The following is a 22,634-nucleotide window of genomic DNA, read 5'->3' on the forward strand; positions in this document are numbered from 1 at the left end:
TTCATCACAACCATTTATCTCAAAAAGTCATAAGATATGCATGTTTTGTGTATTTGGCTGATTAGTGAAATGTTTGGTCCTTTTGAGTTTATTTTGGCTGGTGTGTTGGTAGGGTTTTGCGTCGGTATTACAGGTGTTGGTGGCGGCTCACTGATGACACCTATTCTAATTAGTTTGTTTAGAATTGAACCGCATATCGCGATTGGTACAGATTTGCTCTATGCCGCGATTTCAAAATTTTGTGGATCAATGGTCCATGCTAAAAAGCTCAATATTGTGTGGCCAATCGTGCTTTGGTTAGCGGTGGGAAGTATTCCCGCGTCTTTTGCGACCTCTTGGGTACTTGAGCATTATTTGAGTCAATCTACACATTATAAAGCAGTCTTAACTATGGTATTGGGCTTTATGCTCACGCTTACGGGTATTTCTATTATTTTCCGCTCACGCATTGAAAAGTTTTTCATGCGCTTTCGTAAGCCAGATATCACTCAAATCAATGCTGAAAACCTCACCACCAATAAACGCATTTATGTGGTGATCATGGGTATCGTGCTGGGTGTGTTTGTGACCTTATCTTCGGTAGGTGCTGGTGCCTTTGGAATCATGGCCTTGATTATCATGTTTCCAAATTTACCCATGATTCGTATTATTGGTTCTGATGTGGTACATGCCGTCTTGCTCACCTCGGTCGCAGGTTTAAGCCATATGAGTGCAGGTAATGTCGATTTCGTACTCCTGATGTGGTTATTGGTTGGGTCTATTCCTGCCATCATTATTGGTACTTTAATCAGCTCAAAAATGCCAGAAAAACTGATTCGTAAAATTTTGGGTATCACCTTGTTTGCTCTCGGTGTCAATTTTATGATCAATCCAGCGAAGGCAAAACCAGTACAAAAACCTGCTGTTGTAGAACAGCACACACCTGAAAAAACCACTAAAGTTTAAAGGATAGAACGGGTTAATCGATTTTTTTAAACGATTAATCCGTGCCAACTATAGCTTTATCATTCTCGTTTCATGGTATATTCAGTAAACAGAAAACCAGTAAGATCCAGTCAGTGACAGCAATGAATACTTTACAGTCCAATCCAGTTTCACAGCCAGATATCGATGATGTTAACATCAAAAGCATTCAACCTCTTGTAACCCCTGCCGAGCTAAAAGCAGAGTTGCCATTGACAGAAAGTGCCTATCAAACCGTATTACATGGTCGTGAAACCATTCGTAATATTCTTGATGGTTCGGACAAACGTGTCTTTGTTGTGATTGGCCCATGTTCTATTCATGATCCAAAAGCTGCTCATGAATATGCAGATCGTTTGAAAGTTCTCAGCGAAAAAGTAAAAGATACGCTTTACATCGTCATGCGCGTTTATTTTGAAAAACCACGTACCACAGTGGGTTGGAAAGGTTTGATTAACGATCCAGATATGGACGATTCTTTCAACATTGAAAAAGGGTTACGTATTGGACGCAAACTTTTACTTGAGTTGAATGAAAAAGGCTTACCTTGCGCAACTGAAGCACTCGATCCAAACTCACCGCAGTATTATCAAGATTTAATTTCATGGTCAGCGATCGGCGCGCGGACAACTGAAAGCCAAACCCACCGTGAAATGTCGTCAGGTCTTTCATCGCCTGTAGGCTTTAAAAATGGTACCGACGGCGGTTTGACGGTTGCGACCAACGCGATGCAATCGGTTAAACACGGCCACAGCTTTTTGGGCCTCAATGAAAATGGTCAGGTTTCGGTTATTCATACCAGCGGAAACCCGTATGCACATGTGGTACTGCGTGGTGGTAATGGTAAACCAAACTATGATGCTGGCTCAGTCGCTGAAGCAGAAAACGCCTTGGCTAAAGCGAAGGTTAGCAATAAAATCATGATCGATGCCAGCCATGCGAACTCAAACAAAGACCCGTACTTACAGCCTCTGGTTCTAAAAAATGTGACCGAACAGATTTTAGAAGGCAACAAATCGATTGTTGGCCTGATGGTTGAAAGTCACTTAAAAGGTGGACGTCAGGATATCCCTGAAAATCTTTGTGATTTAGAGTACGGCAAATCTGTTACAGACGGCTGTATCGATTGGGACACCACTGAACAAGTGTTACTTGAAATGCACGAAACGCTCAAAACCGTTTTGCCATCGCGTTAATTCCTTATGTAAAAAAAAGCTCTCATTCATGAGAGCTTTTTTTTACATTTCAAATTAATCAGTTGGATATACAATTTTCACTAATTTGATTCGATTGCCATCCATTTCAATCACTTCGAAGTAAATTGTTTCGTACACAATCGAGGTACCCACCTGCACTTCTGTTTGGGTCTTGTCTAAGATTAAACCTGCCACACTGATATAGTCAGCATGATCTGGCATCAGCTCAATCATGCCTAACTCTAGCTCAAGCTGGTAAAGATCTAATAAACCATTGGCATGCCACGTACGCTCATCGACTTTAATCAAATCCAGTTGTTCGTCGGCATCTGGAAACTCACCCGCAATCGCTTCAAATACGTCTAGCGGTGAAATCAAACCTTGTACCACACCAAATTCATCACTGACCAAGACCAATGAACCTTTTGAGGTTCTGAGTGTATTAATTGCATCAATCACTTTCATTTTTTCAAAAATGAAAATAGGTCGCTGACGTTTGAGTACATTCGAAAGTTCATCTGGATCATCTAAGGCATCAATCAAATCCTTAGCACGTGCAATTGTAATGACTTTATCCAGACTTCCTCGACATACCGGAAACAGACTATGTGGCACTGAGAGAATTTGTTCGCGAATAATGTCATGATCTTCATCGATGTTGATCCATGAAATTTGCGTACGAGGCGTCATGATCGAGGCCACCGAGCGTTCTGCAAGTGTCAATACACCTCCAATCATATAACGCTCTTCACTCACAAAAAGACCATCCGTATCTTTTTTATCAATTGGCGTACTGATTTCGTCTTTTTCACCCATCAGTTTAAAAATTGCATTCGCAGTCCGATGACGCAATGGAATTTTGGCTTGATGTTTTTCCACATTACGCTGCGAAAACTGATTAAAGGCTTCAATCAAAATTGCAACGCCAATACCCGAATAGATATACCCTTTTGGAATATGGAAACCAAAACCTTCTGCAATCAAGCTAATGCCGATCAGCAACAAGAAGCTTAAGCACAAGATTACTACAGTTGGATGTCGGTTAACAAAGTTAGTCAATGGTTTAGATGCGATGAGCATGACAATGACGGCAACAACAACGGCTGTCATCATGACATAAATGTTATCGACCATACCGATCGCGGTAATGACAGAATCTAAAGAGAAGACTGCATCAAGTACAATAATCTGCGTTACCACTGCCCAGAAACTGGCATAGGCCACTGAAGAATTTGTTTTGATTTCAGGCTTGCCTTCCATTTTTTCATGCAGTTCTGTAACAGCCTTGTACACCAAAAATAATCCACCAAAAAGCAGAATTAAGTCACGACCGGAAAAACTGTAATCGAAGATAAAAACCAAAGGTTTGGTTAAAGTGACAAGCCATGAAATGACAGACAATAATGCCAAGCGCATGACTAAAGCCAATGAAAGCCCAATCACGCGTGCTTTATCACGTTGTTCAGGAGGTAATTTGTCGGCCAAAATGGCAATAAAAACGAGATTATCAATCCCTAAAACAATTTCCAATACAATTAAAGTAAGCAGCCCCACCCATATTCCTGGATCTAAAAGAAACTCCATCTTTAGATCTCCATCTTCTTATTTAAGGATGAGTAACACGATAACCTACACGGCGACGGATCCATATGGATAACCTCTACTTTTGAAAAACTTAAAATCATTATGCATAATTTTTTAAGGTTTTTTTAATTTTTTTGTGATTTTTAAATATTTTTTTACGTTCAATTTTTTAATTAAAAATAACTTATCGTATTTCTTTGTAAAACTGACAAAACAATCATTATTGAGTCGATCAAGTCTTTAAATCACCATTTATTTCACAAATTTTATTCATGTAAATACACTCAAGATGATTTTAAGTCAGCTTATTGATCAGTTTTTCTAATCAATTACTTGACATATGAAGTTGTTAAAATATCAAAAAATATGATCAATCTCTCAAAGTTACAAAATAATGTTTTAAGCATCAAATAAAAAGTAGAATTCATAAATTATAAAATTCGATAATGATTAAATAATAAACAATATATCAATATGATAAATAAGGGAATTTTAATGAAAAAAATTGTGGGAATTTTATCGTGAGTTAAATTATTATTTAATTTATCTATATATTTTGTGTAATTTTTATAGCAAGAAAATTACTCTACTTTTACAATTTTTATTTAAGGCAAGCTTAAATAATTTCTTTAAAGAATGACCAGTTAGGTTATACATTTTAAGCGCAAATTGAAAAAAATACGTTGCTTATAATTCAATATTTAAAATAAGATTACATTAAGGGATGAAAATTAAAACTGTTGAGGATGCAGCTATGACTAAAAAATATGATCGCTTCTTGCCATCAGAGAAGTCCTTCGACGTAAATAACTTTCCTTATTACTGGATCAGTCAAGTTCATGCCCAATATGTCATTAATATCGATAATGTACTAAAAAAATACGGTCTCGATAATTCACGACGCCGCATCTTATTGGCACTTTATTCAAGACCTAATGCCAGTGTTTCAGAGCTGTCTGAAATGGTGATCTCAAAAATGTCGACGACCACCAAAATTGTCTATCGACTTAAAGATGAAGGCTATGTAAATACCTACTCTTGCGATGGCGATGCTCGAATTACACGTGTAGTGCTTACCGATCATGGTATGCAAATGATACACAAGATTAATGATTTGACTGGCGCTGTACTAGAGCAGTCTTTCGAAGGTCTAACGCCTTTGCAAATTGAAAAGATGATCGATGGCCTAAAAATCCTGTTTAGAAACCTTTCCAATTAATCAAAAAAATTCAGTTGATTGGTTTGCTTAGTGCGATTGAGCTTAGGAACATAGGCACATTCAAACTCTTCAACTGGAAAACCTTCAATAAAAGATTCAATATCTGGAATGGTCAAACTAAGCCACTGATCTAGGCGCTCTTCGGGAATCACCACCACAGAGCGCTTTACATCGCCCGGCTCATGGAACTCTCTCATCATAGGATGATCAATCGCATCCATGGTAATCATGGTCGCTGAACGAATCACTTGGTCATCAATCTTGCAAATCTCATAAAGTGCCGCAATAAAAAACGCTTTTTTATCCTTACGCCTTACACACCAACGCTGTGGTTTGCCTTGAATATATCTGGCTTCATAAAACTCAGTGACCGGAATCACGCCAAATTGACATTTGGTGGTTGGCTCAAAAAAACTTGCTTTCTGTAGTAGCGTTTCACTTCTGGCATTATAAGTTTTCTTGGCGATCGTAAGATCTGTTGCCCATTTAGGTACCAGACCAAACATGACCTCGCGCCATTGATATTCACCGTCTTTTTTAAACATTAATGGCAAGCTATAGCCCGGATAAACCTCATCCACATATTCAAAATCAATCATGGGCAACTGCTGTTGTTTCAATTGCTCCAATGTCAACGGTTTAAAATTGGCACACATTAATGTTGTCTGATGACCTATTTTGATTGGTGTCTTAGTGTAAAACCGAGACGGATTGAGGGTCAATTGATTACACATAAATCGATAAAAAAACCGCAACATATGTTGCGGCTTTTCGCGACACACTGTTTACTTAATCACCTGTGTAACCTTTAAGTTTTAAACGTGCAGCATGTAGTAGAGGTTCGGTATAACCAGAAGGTTGTTCACCACCTTTGAAAATCAAATCTGAAGCAGCTTGGAATGCAATTCCTTCAAATCCAGGCGACATCGGCGTGTACTCTGGATCATTGGCATTTTGTTCATCCACTACTTTTGCCATACGCTTAAGCACCTCTTCAACCTGTGCTTTTGTCACAATACCGTGACGCAGCCAGTTTGCAACGTGCTGTGAGGAAATACGTAAAGTCGCGCGATCTTCCATTAGGCCAACGTTATTAATGTCTGGCACTTTCGAACAACCCACACCTAAATCAACCCAGCGTACAACATAACCAAGAATACCTTGGCAGTTATTTTCTAGCTCTTTGGTAATTTCATCGGCAGACCAGTTAGTTTCTGTGGCTAATGGTGGTGTCAGCAAGTCATCAAGTGAAATCGGCTGTGTACTTAACAGCTCTTGTTGACGCTCTGTGACATTGCACTGATGGTAATGGATGGCATGGATCACCGCACCAGATGGTGAAGGCACCCAAGCACATGATGCACCTGCTTCAGGATGCTCAATCTTGGTGTTATACATGTCTAGCAGCATGTCTGGTTTTGGCCACATACCCTTACCAATTTGTGCTTTTCCACGTAAACCTGCTTGCAAACCAATCATAACATTGCGGTTTTCATAAGCTGGGAACCATTTTTGTCCTTTGATCTCACCCTTACGAACAAAAGGACCGGCTTCCATGAAAGTATGAATCTCATCACCAGTACGGTCCATGAAGCCTGTATTAATAAAGATGGTACGATCTTTGGCTTGGGCAATACAGTTTTTCAGGTTGACCGAAGTACGACGCTCTTCATCCATAATACCGACTTTGAGCGATTTTTCAGGTAAGCCAAGCGCCTTTTCAACGCGCTCAAACAGCTCAACCGTAAATGCAACCTCCTCTGGGCCATGCATTTTTGGTTTAACAATATACATCGACCCTTTGCGCGAGTTCTTAATGGTATTTTGACCTTTAATATCCACCACGGAAAGCAGTGGCGTAATCAAGGCATCCATAATACCTTCGTAAATTTCTTCACCATCAACCAAAATTGCAGGGTTAGTCATCAGGTGCCCCACATTACGTAGCAGCATCAACGAACGGCCATGTAAAGTTGTGGTTCCACCAATCAAGTTTTTACATGTACGATCTTCACTGAGTTTACGTGTGATAGTTTTGCCATTTTTTTCAATTGACTCTTGCAATGTGCCTTGCATGAGCCCTAGCCAGTTACGATAACCTTCGACTTTTTCCTCTGCATCTACCGCAGCGACTGAATCTTCTAAATCCTGAATGGTCGTGATCGCAGCTTCAAGCACAAGGTCTTTCACCCCTGCTGCATCTGTTTGACCAATTGGACTGGTCGCATCAATTTCGATAATGACATGTAAACCATTATTTTTAAGCACGATTTCAGTTGGTGCTTGTTCATCGCCATTAAAACCAACAAATAAGGCTTCATGTTTCAAGGAGGTGCTTTCACCAGATTTTAGTTGAATCACCAGTGCATTGTGCTCAACGCTATATTTCACTGCAGCTGAATGAGAGCCTTGTGCCAATGGGAATGTTTCGTCTAGAAAGTTTTTTGCAAATGCAATCACTTTGGCACCACGCGCAGGATTGTATCCCTTGCCTTTCTCAGCTCCTCCTTCTTCAGAGATCACATCAAAGCCATATAGCGCATCATAGAGTGATCCCCAACGCGCGTTGGCAGCATTCAGTGAATAGCGTGCATTACGCACAGGAACCACCAATTGTGGTCCAGCCAGCAGTGCAATTTCTTCATCCACATTCTCTGTGGTAATTTGAAAATCTTCGACTTCAGGTAATAAGTAACCAATTTCTTTGAGAAAGGCTTTATAAGCACCTAGTTCAAATGTGTTATTGCGATGCCATTCATCAATTTGAGCTTGTAAATCATCTCGCTTCGCCAAAAGTGCCTTATTTTTTGGGCTCAGATCGACAACGACCTGCTCAAAGTTTTTCCAGTAGGTTTCACTGTCTAACCCCGAAGCAGTTAACGCTTCATTTTCTATAAAATCGTAAAGTTCTTTCGCAATCGCGAGCTTGCCTTTTTGAATACGTGCCGTCATCGTCTTTCCTGATATTGCTACTTTTTATACAAGAGATTCTAGTATAACCATTTATACCATCCTGAATAGCAGAATCACATTGTGAAATAACAAACATTTCACAGTAAAATTAAGCACCCAATTTACTTCGTTGTGTCTTGCAATCTCAGAAACTGAATTCTTGGTTTAAAGTATATAAAGTATGATCCATGTTAAAAAATAGCCAAAATTGGCTGGTTTATTCAACATATCCAAAACAACATGATTAGTTATAGCAAAATTTTTAGATTATTAAACAGATTTGAAAAATAATTTTTATGTGGATTTAAATATAATAAGGCATTCAAAATGAATGCCTTATCTTTAATTATGATGTTTTTGCGTCATCAATTTGTCGGTGAGCTGCGTGTAAATAATCGTCCGACTGCATTTCAAGCAAACGCGAACGGGTTCGCTCAATTTCAAACGCCAGTTTCTCGCCTTCGTATAACTCAATAATTGAATCTTGTGAAGTAAGTAGGAGCTTTACGCCGCGATCGTAAAATTCATCAACCAGATAAATAAAACGACGTGTGCCTTCGGAGAGGTAATCATTAAGATGCGGAACATTGCTTACCAAGACTGTATTGTAGATATTGGCAATCTCAATAAAATCGGCTGGACTACGTGGCTTAACACACAATTCTGAAAATTCACACCACAGTACATCTTCGGTATGACCTAAGGTTTCGACGATCCGATTATTAATGGTAATCGGCTCTTGAGAAACCGTTTGTGAACGGGTAATTGCCTCAAAACGCTGTGTCATCCATTCACTTGCATCGGCACTTAACGGATATTTAAACAGTTGTGCCTGCTTGAGAACGCGAAGTCGATAATCCACACCTGCATCGACATTTAAAATGGTACAGTTTTTTTGCAATAAATCGATGGTAGGTAAAAAGCGATCACGGTGAATACCGTTTTTATATAATCCTTCTGGTGCAATATTGGAGGTGGCCACCAAAGTCACGCCACGCGCAAAAAGCTTTTGAAACAGGTCACTTAAGATCATGGCATCAGTAACATTCGATACAAAAAACTCATCAAAGCAGATAATCACGGCATCTTTATAAATTTTGTCTGCAACTTGATCGAGAGGATTGCGCTGACCCGAAAGCTTGTTGAGCTCACGATGTACATGCTGCATGAAATGATGAAAATGCATGCGTGTTTTACGACGAAATGGAATTGACTCAAAAAATTGATCCATCAGCCAAGTTTTGCCACGCCCAACACCGCCCCACATATATACACCTTTTGGTGAGGTTTGACGGCGAAAACGGCGAAAAGCCTTTTTAGATGCCTTATAACGATTTAACAGTTCTTGCCAAACACGCTCAAGCTCACTGACCGCTTGGGCTTGAGCTTCATCTGGCATGAATTGTCCGGACGCTAGCGCTTGTGCATAGCGTTCTGCTGGCGATAAGGGCGTAAAAGCGGTATTGTGCGAAGCGCTACTATTTGACATATCGTTCTGTGCTATCTGGGTCTGATGAAAAGTATATTAGATGTTGGTTGAATACATATAGAACTTTAGCTGCATAATGCAACACAACTTATTTACCATAGCGCCGGGGGCTTTGTCCAAACCATCGCTTAAACGCATGATTAAATGCAGCAGGTTCAGAGTAACCAAGCAATTCAGCAATCATTTCAATTGAGTATTCTTTATATTCCATAAGTTTGAGTGCTTTATCCTTAATTAATTGTTCACGTATTTTTTTATAGCTGGTATCGTGTTGCTGTAATTGGTGTCGAAGTGTTCGCTCAGGTATATTTAGCGCAAAAGCCGTTTCTGCCATCGTTGGAATAACACCTTGTTGTAACTCCAGATAATCATGCACTTGCTGCACGAGCAGTGGTTGCTTTTTTTGCTCGGCATTTAAGCGATCAATTTCTGTCTGACATTTCACCTCATATACACGATGCGTAATTGCATCGGCAGATGGAATTTTTACATCCAACACATCCGCATCAAGGCTAAAAGCCGCACACGTATGGCCAAAATGCAGATTAGGACCATAATAATCGTAATATTGATGCAGTATTTGAAGGTCCTGAGGTGCTAAAAATGGCAATTCAACCCGAATCTCTGGCGCCATGAGCCCCATCATTTTATAAATATCTTGAATAAATTTATAAGTGCCTGAGACTTCACACTGTGCTCTGAGCAAACCTATTGAAGAGTTTAAATCTGATGGTCGGTATACCAAAGAAGTTTTTGCTGTGGTCGTGATTAGGTCTAGTTCACCTGAAAGGTGAGTCAGTTTTTGATATTCAATGCCTTTACAAATCGCTGTGCGGATACTGTCACTCGTAACAAGCAGCATCAATAGAGGGCCATAACCTGCCAATGCATAATGCTGCCCAATAAACAGTCCGTTTTCAGGCGCAACATCTTTTCCAATCACATACTGGATGTCCCACTCAAGTGAGTCATGAATGATCGAGTTCGGATCGATTGCATCGAGCTTAATTCCAATGGATGCCAAGCGTGTATCTACATCGATACCCGCATTCCGCATACCTTGGATAAGATACATAAGTCCGAGGATGGAGCGCTTCATTCTTTCAACTATATTAAAACTACCAAAATGTTTTACTATAAATACCAATTAATTTTAATTGCCGAATCTATCAATTTTAATGGCAGTGCAATCATGGAATTTACAGATAGCAGTCTTTAATCTCATGCTTAAGGTTTGACCAAGGAATAAATCATGCAGCATGCATCTCATCAAAAGATTCAAACAATAAAGATTGCCATTATTGGAGCAGGTTTTGGCGGTTTAGCCATGGCCATTCGACTGCTCCAAAACAATATTCGTGATTTTGTCGTGTTAGAAAAAGCAGCAGATTTAGGTGGAACATGGCGAGACAATCAGTATCCGGGGGCAGCCTGCGATGTTCAGTCGCATATGTATTCCCTTTCATTCGCTCCCAAAACTGACTGGTCTAAACGCTATGCAGAAGCCGATGAAATTTTTGGATATATGCAAGATCTAGCAGCGCGTTATCAATTCAAAGAATTTTGTCGTTTTGAACATGAAGTCATTTGCGCAAAATATGATGAAGATGGATGTTATTGGCATATCGACATTAAAGACCAAGCACCACTTCAAGCCCAATTCTTAATTTTTGCTTCTGGGCCTTTACATGTTCCGCAAATCCCGCATATTAAAGGCATTGAAACATTCAAAGGAAAAGTGTTTCACTCATCTCAATGGGATCACAGCTACGATCTAAGTAATAAACATGTTGCCTCGATTGGCACAGGTGGTAGTGCAATTCAATATATCCCCGAAATTGCACCTCAAGTCAAACAGCTTTACGTGATGCAGCGCACCGCAGCATGGGTTATTCCGCGCGATGAACGACGTTATTCAAAGCTGGATCAAACATTATTTAAACATTCTGAAGCGTATCGCAAGCTGCATCGTACTCGACTGTACTGGAGTAATGAATCGCGGGTTGTACCGATTGTTAAACCCACCATTATGAAATACGGGCAAAAACTGGCAGAAGCATTTATTCGTTATCAGGTAAAAGATAAGCAACTTGCCAAAAAACTTACACCCGATTTTGTCATGGGATGTAAGCGAATTCTAATATCGAACAAATACTTCCCGACGTTTAATCGAGAAAATGTAGAACTTGTTACAGATGGCATTCGGGAATTAAAAGCACATAGCATAGTGACGAATGACGGTAAAGAACGCCCCATTGACTGTTTGATCTATGGCACGGGCTTTGTAACCGATCCGCGGATTTATCTAAAAAAGTTTGAATGCTATGGCAAGCAAAATATCGAACTCAAAACAGCGTGGAAAAATGGTCCAGAAAGCTATTATGGTATTTGTACGGCAGGCTTTCCAAATCTGTTTCAGTTACTCGGCCCCAATACCGTATTGGGTCATAATTCAGTGATTTTCATGATTGAATCACAAGTCGACTATATTCTACAGTTAATTATAAAAGTCGATCTGTCACAATGCAGCGCCATTGAAGTTAAACAACAACAACAAGATCGATTCAATCAAAAAATTCAACAGCAATTGCAAGGTACGGTATGGCAAGCAGGAGGATGTGTTAGTTGGTATCAAACCCAAGAAGGAAAAAACTTTTCACTCTGGCCAACGTATACTTGGCAATACTGGCTTCAAACCCGTAAAGTTGATATCGCGGATTATCATCTCTGGTCAAGTCGGGATGCAAAAAAGATTGCAGTATAATTGATGATCGTCATAATAAGTAAGTTGTCTACAGCTTACTTATTTCATGCAATCTCTTCTTCTTATTACACAAATTTTAATTGTAGGTACTCTGGGTTATTTTTTGGGGCCTCGTTTATCTCAAACATTGCAGAAGCTCGTATTTAAAGTACTGCCTTATTTTTCTTATTTGCTACTTATGGCGGTCGCTTTTGAATTTAGCTTTGCATTTCATCAGCTCAAAGATCCACAACAAATTTTGCCAACTGCGCTGATTCTGGCTTTCACGACCACATGTGCTTCGTTTGTAGTGTGTATGCTTGCCTATCAGGTTTTAGATCGTGATAGCGTGCAAGGTAAAATTTCATTTTCACTATTTTTAAACGCAATTAAAAATATCAGTCATGCCTGTCTGGCCTTAATGCTAGGGGGAGCTATTGGCGCCATCTGTTTATGGCAAAACTGGGATCCGCACTTTAATAGCTGGTATTTATTGTTATTGTTTATTTTCCTCATTGGGATTGAACTGGCTTTTACACGCTTAGACAGATCATGGCTCAGCTGGAAAATACTGGTGGTGCCATGTGCTGCAATTTTAGGGTCTTGCTTGGCAGCGTTGGGATGTCATTACTTTCTACACGACCTTTCACTTAAAGAGACCTTCGCGCTCTCCCAAGGGTACGGCTGGTACTCGATGTCTGGTATTTTACTGACACAGCTACATTCTAGTGAACTCGGTGGAATGGCGCTCTTGACCGATTTGTTTCGCGAAATTTTTGCAATATTGTTGATGTATTGTTTTGGCTGGCGATTTCCTCGCTCAGCAATTTCTAGCGCAGGCGCTACATCGATGGATGCTACGCTGGCCATGGTCAAGCAGTCATGCGGCACACATTATGTGCCGTATGCGATGGTCAGCGGCATTATTCTGTCATTGCTTGCACCAATTTTGATGAGTTTGGTGCTTATGCTTTAAGCAAGGCTAGATAAAATACTTTTCAGCATTTCATTTGGATTTTCTGCACGCGTGATTGGGCGACCAATCACCAAGTGCGTCGAGCCATCCAGCATCGCCTGTTTCGGTGTCACGATGCGCTTTTGATCATCAGCATTGGCACCTTCAGGTCGAATACCTGGGGTTACCAACGCAAAATCTTGACCTAAAAGATCACGCAGCATCTTTGCTTCTTGCGCCGAACATACCACACCATCAAGACCACTTTCTTTAGTAAGTTGAGCTAAGCGTTTTACCTGTTCAGACGGCTCAATATCTAGGCCAATATCACGTAAATCTTCACGACCCATCGAGGTTAATACAGTCACGGCAATCAGTTGTGTCTGATAGTTTCCTGCTTTAAGACGTTCAACGCAGGTTTCCATCATTTTACGACCACCCGAGGCATGAACGTTCACCATCCACACCCCCAAATCTGCTGCAGCACATACGGCTTGTGCTGTGGTGTTTGGAATGTCATGAAATTTCAAATCGAGGAATAGTTCAAAACCGCGATCTTGCAAAATTCTGACTGTTTGCGGCCCATCGTGAGTAAATAGCTCCTTGCCTACTTTGACACGACAAAGTGATGGATCGAGCTGATCTACAATGCTCAAAGCGTCATATTGGCTCTTTGCGTCTAAGGCAATAATAATACTCACGAATCTAATTCCACAGCTTAAAATTCGGGTAATTATAGATGTATTCATGCTTTGCACAAAGCATGAATGTGGTTTTTATCAAAAAAAGCGTCTAAGACAAGTCCAATCGACCTTATCTTTGTTCAGAGATCAGTATTGCACGCGTATCTGCTTCAAGCGCCTCAAAAATGTGTTCCTGATCGGCCGGATAACAAATGTAATCACCCTCGTTCAGAATCTTAGGCTCAGATGTCAGCCCCACTCTGGCTTGCCCTTTCATAATGACAATGTGCTCAACACTTCCAATCGGATGTGGATGACTTAATCTTGGTTCTCCCGGTTGCGTGGTTAAAATATATAGGTCTCGACGAGCACCCGTCGGACATACCGCAAGAAGGATGGCCTGATAGTGCGCTACTTCGGATGAAACCGATGGCCCCTCGCCAAATCGAATAATTTGAGTCTGAGGGCTATGACTTTCCATTAATTTTGCAAAAGGAATATCCAGTGCAACACACAGCGCCCATAATGTCTCAAGGCTTGGATTACCTTGAGCAGCTTCAAGTTGCGATAAGGTAGATTTTGCAACTCCAGCGCGCCGTGCTACTTCTGCCAGTGACAAACCAGCTTTTTGTCTTTCTCGCTGTAAATTTTTAGAGACAATTTCAATGGGCAACGACATAACTCACCATAAAAAACGATTGTTCGTTTTGACGAACGATGTAGAATAAACTATTATAACGTACGTTCGTTTGATATAAAAAACAATCATGTCAACCAAAACATACATTTCTCTCGCTAAAGCCATCATATTGATTTCCATTGCGATTGGTATCGTTGGTCTATCACTTGGCTCGGTCGCTGCCAGCTTTGGGCTTCCTATGTGGATTCCAGTACTGTTATCTGTGAGTGTTTTAGCGGGCGCGGCAGAATTTACTTTTATTGGTATGGTTGCTTCTGGTGCACATCCAATTTTTGCAGCATGTACAGGTATCCTGATTAATTTACGTCACTTGCCTTTTGGCTTATCAGTCGCAGAATTTATCCAAAATAATCGTTTAAAATTTTTGGCCTGCCATATTATGAATGACGAAAGTGTCATGTTCGGTTTAAGTCAATCGGATCTGGTACTCAAAGCTAAGGCCTACTGGTTCTGCGGTATTTGCATTGCAATTTTTTGGCCTTTAGGCGTTATCTTAGGCTATATTTTGGGTCGATTTATTCCAGATATTTATGCGTTTGGTATCGATGCCGCTTTTCCAGCAATTTTATTTGCGCTCATTATGCCGATGTTAAAAAACAAGACCACCCGGAAACGCGCTTTTCTTGGTGCAGGACTTTCGCTGACCTCAATTCCGTTTCTTGCAACAGGATTGCCTGTTTTAGTTTCAATGTTGGGCCTTTTACTCGGAAGAAAATCGAAATGAATACTAATGAAATCATTATTTTTATTGGAATAATCGTGCTTTCGGCGGGTACTTATCTGATTCGCTATACTGGCTTCTACCTTGCCCACCAAATTTCATTTCAAGAAAAACACAAACAACTCATGTCTGATGCTGCATGCGTATTGTTATTCACGTTAGCCGTTTTTAACACGTTATTTGAACAAGATCAGTTTAGTGGAATGAGTAAGCTAATCGGTGTGCTCGTGGCAATCGGTATTGCTTGGAAAAATGGCTCTTTGGTATTTGTCATTCTTTCAGCCGTAGGCACCACTGCAATTTTACGCTTTCTCGGAATTAAATAAAAAATGGCCCCTAGATGAGAGAGCCATTTTATTTGTAATCATCACAACTTAAAAAACTAATCTGTATGCTATTTAAAGTGGATTACGATTTTGAGGTTCAGATTGCACATCTAATACGGTTTTTTCGTGTCTTACACTGGCTGCGGCCTCGGCAGCAGCAATCTGAGCAGTTTGAATCTGCTCTTTACGTAAGTATTCGATATCTTTACGTAGTCTTTTAATTTCCCAGCTTTTCTGGATTACCTTAAAGACTAACACCCCTAACAATAGGCCGATGACAACGCCGAGCACCAAAGTCAGTAAGAGTAACAAGCCCAATCGCATAGCAGGAACTTGAGTAAACAATAAGTCGACCGGTAATTCTGTTGGATTTTGAAGTACCAATGCTAATGAATATCCGAACAAAATAACGAGTAATGCGACAAGTATATAACGCATAAAGACCTCATTTTATTGAGTTTATAATTTATTTAGTAATTGCCTCATTCACGGCATCGCGAAGTGCTTTACCGGGCTTAAAATGAGGAACAGCTTTTGCAGCAACTTCAACCGATCTGCCTGTTTTAGGGTTACGGCCTACACGAGGTTCTCTATGATGCAACGCAAAGCTCCCAAAACCACGAATCTCGATACGATTATCATTTGATAATGCATCGATCATTTGGTCGATCATGATTCTGACTGCTTCTTCAACCAAAGGTTCAGCCAAATGTGGATTTTTTAAAGCAATACGTTCTATTAAGTCAGACTTGTTAAGTGCTTCAGTAGTCATCGATGACCTCTTTAATTATTGCTGCTTTGAATTAAGTTTTATAATAACCTGTTTAAATACAAAACGGTAGCGCAGTACACCAATACTACGCTACCGTTTACAGTAATTGTATAAAAAGTACCAATTAGTTACACTAACCGTACTTTTTTAACAGTACTTATTTCATTTGCGCTTTAATCAAGTCACCAATAGTCTTAGGACCATTGTCTTGAGATACAGAAGCTGTACGAAGGTTCGCAACCGCTTCTTTCTCTTCAGCTTCGTCTTTCGCTTTGATAGACAAGTTGATAGAGCGAGATTTACGATCTACGTTGATGATTTTCGCTTCAACTTCTTGACCAACTTCTAGGAACTTAGTTGCATCTTCAACGCGATCACGGTTGATTTCAGATGCTTTAAGTGTCGCTTCGATTTCGTCACCTAACTTAACAGTAGCGCCTTTAGCGTCTACAGCAGTTACAGTACCTTTAACCAACGCACCACGTTCGTTCGCAGCTAAGAAATCGTTGAATGGATCGCTGTTCAATTGCTTGATACCAAGGCTGATACGGTTGCCTTCAGCGTCTACAGACAAGATAACCGCTTCAACAGTATCACCTTTCTTGTAACGACGGATAGCTTCTTCGCCTTGTTCGTTCCAAGAAATATCAGACAAGTGTACTAGACCGTCGATACCACCTGGTAAACCGATGAAGATACCGAAGTCAGTGATTGACTTGATCGTACCAGAAACTTTTTCGCCTTTCTCGTGTGCTTTAGCAAACTCTTCCCATGGGTTAGCACGAGTTTGTTTGATACCAAGAGAAATACGACGACGCTCTTCGTCGACTTCAAGAACCATAACATCAACTTCGTCACCAATCTGAACAACTTTAGATGGGTGGATGTTTTTGTTAGTGTGGTCCATTTCAGATACGTGAACAAGACCTTCAACGCCTTCAGCGATTTCTGCGAAGCAACCGTAGTCAGTCAAGTTAGTTACACGTGCTTTAACGATAGAACCTTTAGGGTAACGGCTCATGATCGCTAACCATGGATCTTCACCAAGTTGTTTAAGACCTAGTGATACACGGTTACGCTCGCGGTCAAATTTAAGTACTTTAACAGTAACTTCTTGACCCACTTCAACCACTTCAGATGGATGCTTGATACGTTTCCAAGCCATGTCTGTAATGTGAAGAAGACCATCAATACCGCCAAGATCAACGAACGCGCCGTAATCAGTAAGGTTTTTGATGGTACCAGTAACAGTTTGACCTTCTTCAAGCTGAGCAAGAAGCGCTTCACGGTCAGCTGAAGATTCAGCTTCCATTACCGCACGACGAGAAACAACAACGTTGTTGCGTTTTGCATCAAGCTTGATTACTTTGAACTCGAGCTCTTTACCTTCAAGGTGAGTCGTGTCACGGATAGGACGAGTGTCAACCAATGAACCTGGTAGGAACGCACGAACTGGACCGATGTCAACAGTGAAACCGCCTTTTACTTTACCAGAGATAACACCAGTAACGATTTCGCCGTCTTCAAAGATTTTTTCAAGTTTAGTCCAAGTTTCAGCACGTTTAGCTTTTTCACGTGACAAAACTGTTTGACCCATACCGTTGTCAAGCGCTTCAACAACAACGTCAACAGTATCACCAACTTGAACTTCAAGTTCACGTTGATCATTTAAAAATTCAGTACGGTCAACAACGCCTTCAGATTTAAGGCCAGTGTCAACAGTTACCCAGTCACTATCGATGCTAACAACAACACCTTGGATGACTGCACCCTTTTCTACATTGAGGTTTAATTCACTTTCTTCAAAGAGGGCTGCAAAAGATTCGGTCATGATATACCTGATAAAGTCAGCGGTCTTGGATCAGACAAGGCCGGTTTAGTTAAGTCTCTACATAGTCCGTGTAAAACTGATCAAGCTATGCTTCAACTGATTGTTAATTTGTTTTAGGCCAGACGAAGATCGATGTAATCTGTCATTAACTGAAAAACATCGTCGATAGATAACGCCGAACTGTCGATAATATAGGCATCGGGTGCAGGACGCAGAGGGGCAACCTCTCGTTCCATATCACGCTTATCACGTGCCTGTATATTGGCCAAAATGTCGTTTATTTTAACATCAAGCCCCATACCCTGCAACTGTTTTACACGGCGCTCTGCGCGAGATTCTGCCGATGCAGTGAGGTAAATTTTCGCTTGTGCTTCCGGAAAAATTGCAGTGGCCATATCACGACCATCGGCGACCAAACCAGGTGCTTGAATAAATGCGCGCTGGCGATCAAACAATGCTTGACGAAGCTCTGGCACAGCAGCCACCTTAGATGCGTATTCACCCACATGCTCTGTTCGAATCGTTTTGGTGACATCTTGCCCTTCCAGATCGATCGATATTCCATCAGATTGAGTATTAAATTGAATATCCAAATGCTGTGCAATCTTCACACATTCATCTAGCTGATCTGAAAGCTGATCGAGTAGCTGTTTGTTGTGCAATGACAGCCCCAGCAAACGATACAATGCGCCCGAGTCTAGAAGATGAAATCCGTAATGTGATGCAAGCTTTGCCGCAAGCGTTCCCTTACCTGATCCACTTGGACCATCGATTGTGATGATATGCGCTGTCATTGAATTATGGCTAACCTATCAATTTTGCTAATTTTGAAAAACCTAGTGTAATGGCTGACTTGAGTTGTGCAAGAATTAATTTACTTACAAAAGGTACTTTTGCTGTTAATTCAATCGTATAAATCACTCGCGTACGTGTATCTGAGAGTGCTTCAAACTCGATAATCCCAATATGATGCTTAATTAATGGATTATGGATCAATTTATATTCAATACGCTTATTTTCTTCTAAATATGTGATTTCTTCTTGTATGGGTTTAACTGGACCAAACCCCATTCTTCGAATTGATCCAATTCCATCTGGCCGTGCCGGATCAGATGAGTCTTTCACACGCACAACCTGTATAGGAGCAAATAGCTTGTTATAGGCAGAGTGTTTAGACAAAACATCAAAAACCTGATCGATAGACGCATTAAATTCTTTTTTTACTGTTATTGCGTTCATATGCTTTCCTTTGACAATTCGAATTGTCGAATCAACATACTCAATTTATCGCAATTACTCAAGGCCATCATTTTCAGAAAATGTGTGCATTCAGGTCAATTTAATCTGAGCTTTGTGCACTATATTGCAATCGGAGTAACCGCTTTTGTTCACGGCGCTTTTTAAAAAAGTCACTCAGTTGAGTCGAACATTCTTCTTGCAAACACCCATACTCATAAATGAATTTATGGTTGAAATAGCCCAAGTTTAAAAGTTGACGCGCACTCACAAGCGAACCAGCTTTTGGCTCAGTAGTGGCAAACACGACGCGATGTATGCGCGCATGTACCAAAGCCCCCACGCACATTGTGCATGGCTCTAAAGTGACATAAAGGGTCGCATCTTCAGGGAGTCGATAATTTTGAATTGATTCACATGCCATTCGGATGGCACGGATTTCAGCATGTGCAGTAGGATCATGCAAGCTGATTGGCGCATTATAACCTGAGCCAATGATCTTATTTTGGCTCACAATAATGGCACCCACTGGCACCTCGTTACATGCACCAGCAACAGCGGCTTGCTCGAAAGCAAGCCGCATCCACTGTTCATCTGTTTCTTTTTGATCAGACATTTTGCTTAATTCATAATGCCGTAATGCTTCAATAGCTCATTCCAGCTTGCAATATCCGTTACTGGCGGATGGTCACCTAAAATCCCTTTCAAACTTAAATCTTGGGTATTTTTCCATGCAGGAGACAAATCCTTATCGACCAGACGCGCACGCACTCCTTCTACAAAGTCAGGATGGCGAATTTTCCAGTCTGAGATTTGCGCTTCAAGCTTAAACACTTCGTCCCATGCATGTACTTTTCTGCCCCATTGCCACAACAACCAAGTGATTGCAGCAGTGCTTGGAGAGCCTTTTTGCAAGTTTTCACTGGCCTGACGTAGCCAGTCGCTTCGAGCATCGATTAACCCGACAATCGACTGATAATCCTGTTCGAAGTTTTGACCCTTACATACACTATGAATCACATCGAGTGAATTTTGTAGCGGACCCGCTGCAACAGGACGATGCAAACTATTTAACGTGTCATCAATGGCTCTAAAATTTCCTGCTGGATAATGAGTCCAGTCGATATCCAGTACTTTTTTAAGTACATTGTCACGCTGCGCATCACAAATGTGGGTCGCCCAGCCGATACTATAGGCCCCTGCCGCGGTCATGATGGAACCCGTTAATCCGGTAAACAACCCTACAGGCCCACGGTCGGCCAGAAAACGACTGGCTCCTACATCAGGATAAAGGCCGATATTGATTTCTGGCATTGCCAAGCGTGAGTACGGGGTAACCAGTCTGAACGGTGCAGCCATAAATAGACCAAGACCACCACCCATTACATAACCCTCACCCCAAACAATGATGGGCTTGGCATAGTTATGTAGCAGCAAATCAAGCGCGTATTCTTTTTCAAAGAAACGATTTGCACTGTCGACTTCCTGATTAATCACCAGTTGTCTTAATTTGCGTACATCTCCACCTGCACAAAATGCTTTTGGCGTAGTGGAATCCAACCAAATGGCTTTTACTTCGTCATCTTCATGAAACTCTTCAAACACCTGCAACAGCGCGGTGACAATCGACTCATCAAGTGCGTGCAGGGATTTCGGACGGTTAAGACGGATAATACGCCAACCATTACTTGCTTCTTCAACAATTAAATCCGGATGATAACGTGTTACGTCGGAAGAATTACTCATGCGTCCAGCTGCCAGTCTATTGGCTCAATGCCATGTTGTTTCAGATAATTATTTGCTTTGGAGAATACTTTACATCCAAAAAATCCACCACGATTTGCGGCAAGTGGAGATGGATGCGCTGCTTTTAATACCAAATGTTTTTCACGATCAATACGCTGACCTTTACGTTGTGCGTAAGCACCCCATAAAATAAAAACAATATGTTCACACTGCTCATTCAATACATCAATCACGGCATCGGTAAACTGCTCCCAACCTTTGCCCTGATGTGAAGTCGGCTGCCCTGCCTCAACGGTTAAAACACTGTTCAGCAGTAATACACCTTGATCTGCCCACTTGGTTAAATCACCATGCTTGGACAATGGTATGCCTAAGTCAGTATTGAGCTCGTGAAAAATATTTCGAAGTGAGGGTGGCAGCGTAATGCCTTTTTGCACAGAGAAGCTTAGCCCATTGGCTTGGTTGGGCCCGTGATAGGGATCTTGTCCTAAAATCACCACTTTGACATCAGCCAACGGTGTTGTATTAAGCGCATTGAAGATTTGCTTACTTGGCGGATAGATGATCTTGTCTTGATTTTTTTGCTGCATCAAGAATTCACGCAGGTCATCCATGCGTGAACTTAACAAAAATTCCGCTAAAGAATACTTCCAACTTTCATCCAACTGAACTTTACTGAGTTTTTCATGTTGTTGCTCAGTCAACTGCATTTTTTCATCCTAAACGCTTATTTCATACCATGTAATGATGAGTGATAGGTTGAGTTAAACCTGAACCTGTAACTCAACCTGTGGATTTTTAAATCGATTACCTTGCTTTAACTTCTCATACATTAGTGCATCTGTCCATTCAGTTTGCACTTGTTCTGAGAAAATAATATCTTGCAAATGAAGTTGTCCCATTTGCGGGTTTTCAATATCTTCAATAAAGCTTTGCGCATATCCTGTATCTGTTTCATGCACAATCACAGAATATACCTCGACATCCCCTTCACCATTTTGCGTGATGGTTGAGTTAAGCACCTGTTGCGCTAGATAAAAGAAAATACGTGAAAATTGCTCCGCAGATGGCGACACTGGCAATGATACCCAACGCGCACTAAACTGTTTGCACGCCTGAATATATTCAGGACTGTCGTCTTGCCAGAAACAGATCGCATGATCAAAACTGTCATACAGCTCTTTAATCACACCTTTAAGCAACCCAAAATCGTAAACCATCTGACCATGATCGAGTTTATTGGCTTTAAGTAGCAATTCAACTTTATAGCTGTGACCATGGATTGAACGTTTGCAACGATCTGAGGTACAGTTACGCACAATATGCGCATTTTCAAATTTGAATAACTTACGAATTAACATGCGTCCGATCAAACTTCGACAACTAGATCGTACATTATAGATCAATTCGTCAGGCATTACATTTCTTTTAACGTTACTGACAATTAGCAAAACGTCTTAATTCAACTCAATTACGTATTTTTCTTCTTCAAATACCTCAAAATTCATGATTGCTCTA

At 40.8% G+C, this 22,634-nt stretch carries 23 protein-coding genes; 7 read left to right on the forward strand and 16 right to left on the reverse strand.

The window, feature by feature from the left end; all coding sequences use genetic code 11:
* Nucleotides 1–69 precede the first annotated feature (69 nt).
* Nucleotides 70–945 carry a sulfite exporter TauE/SafE family protein gene (locus KCV09_RS06135; protein WP_212515689.1) on the forward strand — a complete coding sequence of 292 codons (876 nt, stop codon included), beginning with the start codon at nt 70–72 and terminating at the stop codon, nt 943–945.
* A 122-nt stretch (nt 946–1,067) separates the two neighbouring features.
* Entirely contained in the window at nt 1,068–2,159 is a 1,092-nt protein-coding gene (locus KCV09_RS06140; protein ID WP_004938664.1) for a 3-deoxy-7-phosphoheptulonate synthase, read from the forward strand.
* 54 nt (nt 2,160–2,213) lie between these two features.
* Here the strand turns inward: KCV09_RS06140 and KCV09_RS06145 are convergent, their stop codons facing one another.
* Nucleotides 2,214–3,743: a TerC family protein gene (locus tag KCV09_RS06145; RefSeq protein WP_004948093.1), complete on the reverse strand. Its 1,530-nt coding sequence runs from the start codon at nt 3,741–3,743 to the stop codon at nt 2,214–2,216.
* Nucleotides 3,744–4,497: 754 nt separating this feature from the next.
* Between KCV09_RS06145 and KCV09_RS06150 the strand changes: the two genes are divergently transcribed.
* On the forward strand, nt 4,498–4,962 hold the full coding sequence (locus KCV09_RS06150; protein WP_004938667.1) for a MarR family winged helix-turn-helix transcriptional regulator: 465 nt from the start codon (nt 4,498–4,500) through the stop codon (nt 4,960–4,962).
* Here the strand turns inward: KCV09_RS06150 and KCV09_RS06155 are convergent.
* The 4 genes from KCV09_RS06155 to KCV09_RS06170 all read right to left on the reverse strand — a co-directional run bounded on the left by KCV09_RS06155 (nt 4,959) and on the right by KCV09_RS06170 (nt 10,502).
* Nucleotides 4,959–5,618, reverse strand: a complete 660-nt coding sequence (locus KCV09_RS06155; RefSeq protein ID WP_151816033.1) for an SOS response-associated peptidase — start codon at nt 5,616–5,618, stop codon at nt 4,959–4,961. The genes KCV09_RS06150 and KCV09_RS06155 overlap by 4 nt on opposite strands.
* Before the next feature lie 133 nt (nt 5,619–5,751).
* A complete protein-coding gene (locus tag KCV09_RS06160; protein WP_151816035.1) occupies nt 5,752–7,914 on the reverse strand; it encodes a malate synthase G in 2,163 nt (720 codons plus the stop codon).
* A 346-nt stretch (nt 7,915–8,260) separates the two neighbouring features.
* A complete protein-coding gene (zapE, locus tag KCV09_RS06165; RefSeq protein ID WP_025095506.1) occupies nt 8,261–9,403 on the reverse strand; it encodes a cell division protein ZapE in 1,143 nt (380 codons plus the stop codon).
* A gap of 88 nt (nt 9,404–9,491) precedes the next feature.
* Nucleotides 9,492–10,502 carry an AraC family transcriptional regulator gene (locus tag KCV09_RS06170; protein WP_151816037.1) on the reverse strand — a complete coding sequence of 337 codons (1,011 nt, stop codon included), beginning with the start codon at nt 10,500–10,502 and terminating at the stop codon, nt 9,492–9,494.
* Nucleotides 10,503–10,655: 153 nt separating this feature from the next.
* Here KCV09_RS06170 and KCV09_RS06175 point away from each other — a divergent pair, with 153 nt between their 5' ends.
* Together KCV09_RS06175 and KCV09_RS06180 are read left to right on the forward strand one after the other, a co-directional pair.
* Nucleotides 10,656–12,167: a flavin-containing monooxygenase gene (locus KCV09_RS06175; protein WP_151820179.1), complete on the forward strand. Its 1,512-nt coding sequence runs from the start codon at nt 10,656–10,658 to the stop codon at nt 12,165–12,167.
* A 46-nt stretch (nt 12,168–12,213) separates the two neighbouring features.
* A complete protein-coding gene (locus tag KCV09_RS06180) occupies nt 12,214–13,122 on the forward strand; it encodes a lysine exporter LysO family protein (protein ID WP_151815515.1) in 909 nt (302 codons plus the stop codon).
* Here KCV09_RS06180 and pyrF read toward each other — a convergent pair.
* Together pyrF and KCV09_RS06190 are read right to left on the reverse strand one after the other, a co-directional pair.
* Nucleotides 13,119–13,850 (reverse strand): orotidine-5'-phosphate decarboxylase, encoded by a 732-nt coding sequence (pyrF, locus tag KCV09_RS06185; protein WP_171497693.1) that lies wholly within the window; start codon nt 13,848–13,850, stop codon nt 13,119–13,121. The two genes, KCV09_RS06180 and pyrF, sit on opposite strands and share 4 nt — an antisense overlap.
* A 64-nt stretch (nt 13,851–13,914) precedes the next feature.
* Nucleotides 13,915–14,463 carry a helix-turn-helix domain-containing protein gene (locus tag KCV09_RS06190; RefSeq protein ID WP_055414827.1) on the reverse strand — a complete coding sequence of 183 codons (549 nt, stop codon included), beginning with the start codon at nt 14,461–14,463 and terminating at the stop codon, nt 13,915–13,917.
* 88 nt (nt 14,464–14,551) lie between these two features.
* Here KCV09_RS06190 and KCV09_RS06195 point away from each other — a divergent pair, with 88 nt between their 5' ends.
* Both KCV09_RS06195 and KCV09_RS06200 read left to right on the forward strand, forming a co-directional pair.
* Nucleotides 14,552–15,208 carry an AzlC family ABC transporter permease gene (locus KCV09_RS06195; RefSeq protein WP_151745919.1) on the forward strand — a complete coding sequence of 219 codons (657 nt, stop codon included), beginning with the start codon at nt 14,552–14,554 and terminating at the stop codon, nt 15,206–15,208.
* Nucleotides 15,205–15,531, forward strand: coding sequence for an AzlD domain-containing protein (locus tag KCV09_RS06200; protein ID WP_025095499.1), 327 nt, complete (start codon nt 15,205–15,207; stop codon nt 15,529–15,531). The genes KCV09_RS06195 and KCV09_RS06200 overlap by 4 nt, the downstream gene beginning before the upstream one ends.
* Nucleotides 15,532–15,603: 72 nt before the next feature.
* On the opposite strand, the gene KCV09_RS06205 is transcribed toward KCV09_RS06200, so the two are convergent.
* From KCV09_RS06205 to KCV09_RS06245, 9 genes are all read right to left on the reverse strand, one after another.
* Nucleotides 15,604–15,969: a lipopolysaccharide assembly protein LapA domain-containing protein gene (locus tag KCV09_RS06205; protein WP_151815516.1), complete on the reverse strand. Its 366-nt coding sequence runs from the start codon at nt 15,967–15,969 to the stop codon at nt 15,604–15,606.
* Nucleotides 15,970–15,997: 28 nt separating this feature from the next.
* A complete protein-coding gene (locus tag KCV09_RS06210; protein WP_004938699.1) occupies nt 15,998–16,303 on the reverse strand; it encodes an integration host factor subunit beta in 306 nt (101 codons plus the stop codon).
* Between the two features lie 157 nt (nt 16,304–16,460).
* Nucleotides 16,461–18,134, reverse strand: coding sequence for a 30S ribosomal protein S1 (gene rpsA / locus KCV09_RS06215; protein ID WP_004938702.1), 1,674 nt, complete (start codon nt 18,132–18,134; stop codon nt 16,461–16,463).
* Nucleotides 18,135–18,247: 113 nt separating this feature from the next.
* On the reverse strand, nt 18,248–18,928 hold the full coding sequence (gene cmk / locus KCV09_RS06220) for a (d)CMP kinase (protein WP_151815517.1): 681 nt from the start codon (nt 18,926–18,928) through the stop codon (nt 18,248–18,250).
* A gap of 10 nt (nt 18,929–18,938) precedes the next feature.
* A complete protein-coding gene (locus tag KCV09_RS06225; protein ID WP_151794590.1) occupies nt 18,939–19,373 on the reverse strand; it encodes an SRPBCC family protein in 435 nt (144 codons plus the stop codon).
* Between the two features lie 100 nt (nt 19,374–19,473).
* Nucleotides 19,474–19,986: a tRNA adenosine(34) deaminase TadA gene (tadA, locus tag KCV09_RS06230; RefSeq protein WP_004938709.1), complete on the reverse strand. Its 513-nt coding sequence runs from the start codon at nt 19,984–19,986 to the stop codon at nt 19,474–19,476.
* A gap of 5 nt (nt 19,987–19,991) precedes the next feature.
* On the reverse strand, nt 19,992–21,116 hold the full coding sequence (locus tag KCV09_RS06235; protein ID WP_004948124.1) for an enoyl-CoA hydratase/isomerase family protein: 1,125 nt from the start codon (nt 21,114–21,116) through the stop codon (nt 19,992–19,994).
* Complete coding sequence (gene ung, locus KCV09_RS06240; protein ID WP_004938711.1) at nt 21,113–21,826, reverse strand: uracil-DNA glycosylase; 714 nt, start codon at nt 21,824–21,826, stop codon at nt 21,113–21,115. The genes KCV09_RS06235 and ung overlap by 4 nt, the downstream gene beginning before the upstream one ends.
* Nucleotides 21,827–21,880: 54 nt before the next feature.
* Nucleotides 21,881–22,477: a 6-pyruvoyl trahydropterin synthase family protein gene (locus tag KCV09_RS06245; protein ID WP_025095495.1), complete on the reverse strand. Its 597-nt coding sequence runs from the start codon at nt 22,475–22,477 to the stop codon at nt 21,881–21,883.
* Nucleotides 22,478–22,634: the final 157 nt, after the last annotated feature.

Source organism: Acinetobacter soli, from assembly GCF_018139125.1.
GTDB classification, from domain to species: Bacteria; Pseudomonadota; Gammaproteobacteria; order Pseudomonadales; family Moraxellaceae; genus Acinetobacter; species Acinetobacter soli.

Excerpts from the sequence above, each read along its gene's own strand:
- KCV09_RS06135 (WP_212515689.1), top strand. The coding sequence starts at position 70 with ATGTTTGGTCCTTTTGAGTTTATTTTGGCTGGTGTGTTGGTAGGGTTT.
- KCV09_RS06140 (WP_004938664.1), top strand. The coding sequence starts at position 1,068 with ATGAATACTTTACAGTCCAATCCAGTTTCACAGCCAGATATCGATGAT.
- KCV09_RS06145 (WP_004948093.1), bottom strand. The coding sequence starts at position 3,743 with ATGGAGTTTCTTTTAGATCCAGGAATATGGGTGGGGCTGCTTACTTTA.
- KCV09_RS06150 (WP_004938667.1), top strand. The coding sequence starts at position 4,498 with ATGACTAAAAAATATGATCGCTTCTTGCCATCAGAGAAGTCCTTCGAC.
- KCV09_RS06155 (WP_151816033.1), bottom strand. The coding sequence starts at position 5,618 with ATGTGTGCCAATTTTAAACCGTTGACATTGGAGCAATTGAAACAACAG.
- KCV09_RS06160 (WP_151816035.1), bottom strand. The coding sequence starts at position 7,914 with ATGACGGCACGTATTCAAAAAGGCAAGCTCGCGATTGCGAAAGAACTT.
- zapE (WP_025095506.1), bottom strand. The coding sequence starts at position 9,403 with ATGTCAAATAGTAGCGCTTCGCACAATACCGCTTTTACGCCCTTATCG.
- KCV09_RS06170 (WP_151816037.1), bottom strand. The coding sequence starts at position 10,502 with ATGAAGCGCTCCATCCTCGGACTTATGTATCTTATCCAAGGTATGCGG.
- KCV09_RS06175 (WP_151820179.1), top strand. The coding sequence starts at position 10,656 with ATGCAGCATGCATCTCATCAAAAGATTCAAACAATAAAGATTGCCATT.
- KCV09_RS06180 (WP_151815515.1), top strand. The coding sequence starts at position 12,214 with ATGCAATCTCTTCTTCTTATTACACAAATTTTAATTGTAGGTACTCTG.
- pyrF (WP_171497693.1), bottom strand. The coding sequence starts at position 13,850 with ATGAATACATCTATAATTACCCGAATTTTAAGCTGTGGAATTAGATTC.
- KCV09_RS06190 (WP_055414827.1), bottom strand. The coding sequence starts at position 14,463 with ATGTCGTTGCCCATTGAAATTGTCTCTAAAAATTTACAGCGAGAAAGA.
- KCV09_RS06195 (WP_151745919.1), top strand. The coding sequence starts at position 14,552 with ATGTCAACCAAAACATACATTTCTCTCGCTAAAGCCATCATATTGATT.
- KCV09_RS06200 (WP_025095499.1), top strand. The coding sequence starts at position 15,205 with ATGAATACTAATGAAATCATTATTTTTATTGGAATAATCGTGCTTTCG.
- KCV09_RS06205 (WP_151815516.1), bottom strand. The coding sequence starts at position 15,969 with ATGCGTTATATACTTGTCGCATTACTCGTTATTTTGTTCGGATATTCA.
- KCV09_RS06210 (WP_004938699.1), bottom strand. The coding sequence starts at position 16,303 with ATGACTACTGAAGCACTTAACAAGTCTGACTTAATAGAACGTATTGCT.
- rpsA (WP_004938702.1), bottom strand. The coding sequence starts at position 18,134 with ATGACCGAATCTTTTGCAGCCCTCTTTGAAGAAAGTGAATTAAACCTC.
- cmk (WP_151815517.1), bottom strand. The coding sequence starts at position 18,928 with ATGACAGCGCATATCATCACAATCGATGGTCCAAGTGGATCAGGTAAG.
- KCV09_RS06225 (WP_151794590.1), bottom strand. The coding sequence starts at position 19,373 with ATGAACGCAATAACAGTAAAAAAAGAATTTAATGCGTCTATCGATCAG.
- tadA (WP_004938709.1), bottom strand. The coding sequence starts at position 19,986 with ATGTCTGATCAAAAAGAAACAGATGAACAGTGGATGCGGCTTGCTTTC.
- KCV09_RS06235 (WP_004948124.1), bottom strand. The coding sequence starts at position 21,116 with ATGAGTAATTCTTCCGACGTAACACGTTATCATCCGGATTTAATTGTT.
- ung (WP_004938711.1), bottom strand. The coding sequence starts at position 21,826 with ATGCAGTTGACTGAGCAACAACATGAAAAACTCAGTAAAGTTCAGTTG.
- KCV09_RS06245 (WP_025095495.1), bottom strand. The coding sequence starts at position 22,477 with ATGTTAATTCGTAAGTTATTCAAATTTGAAAATGCGCATATTGTGCGT.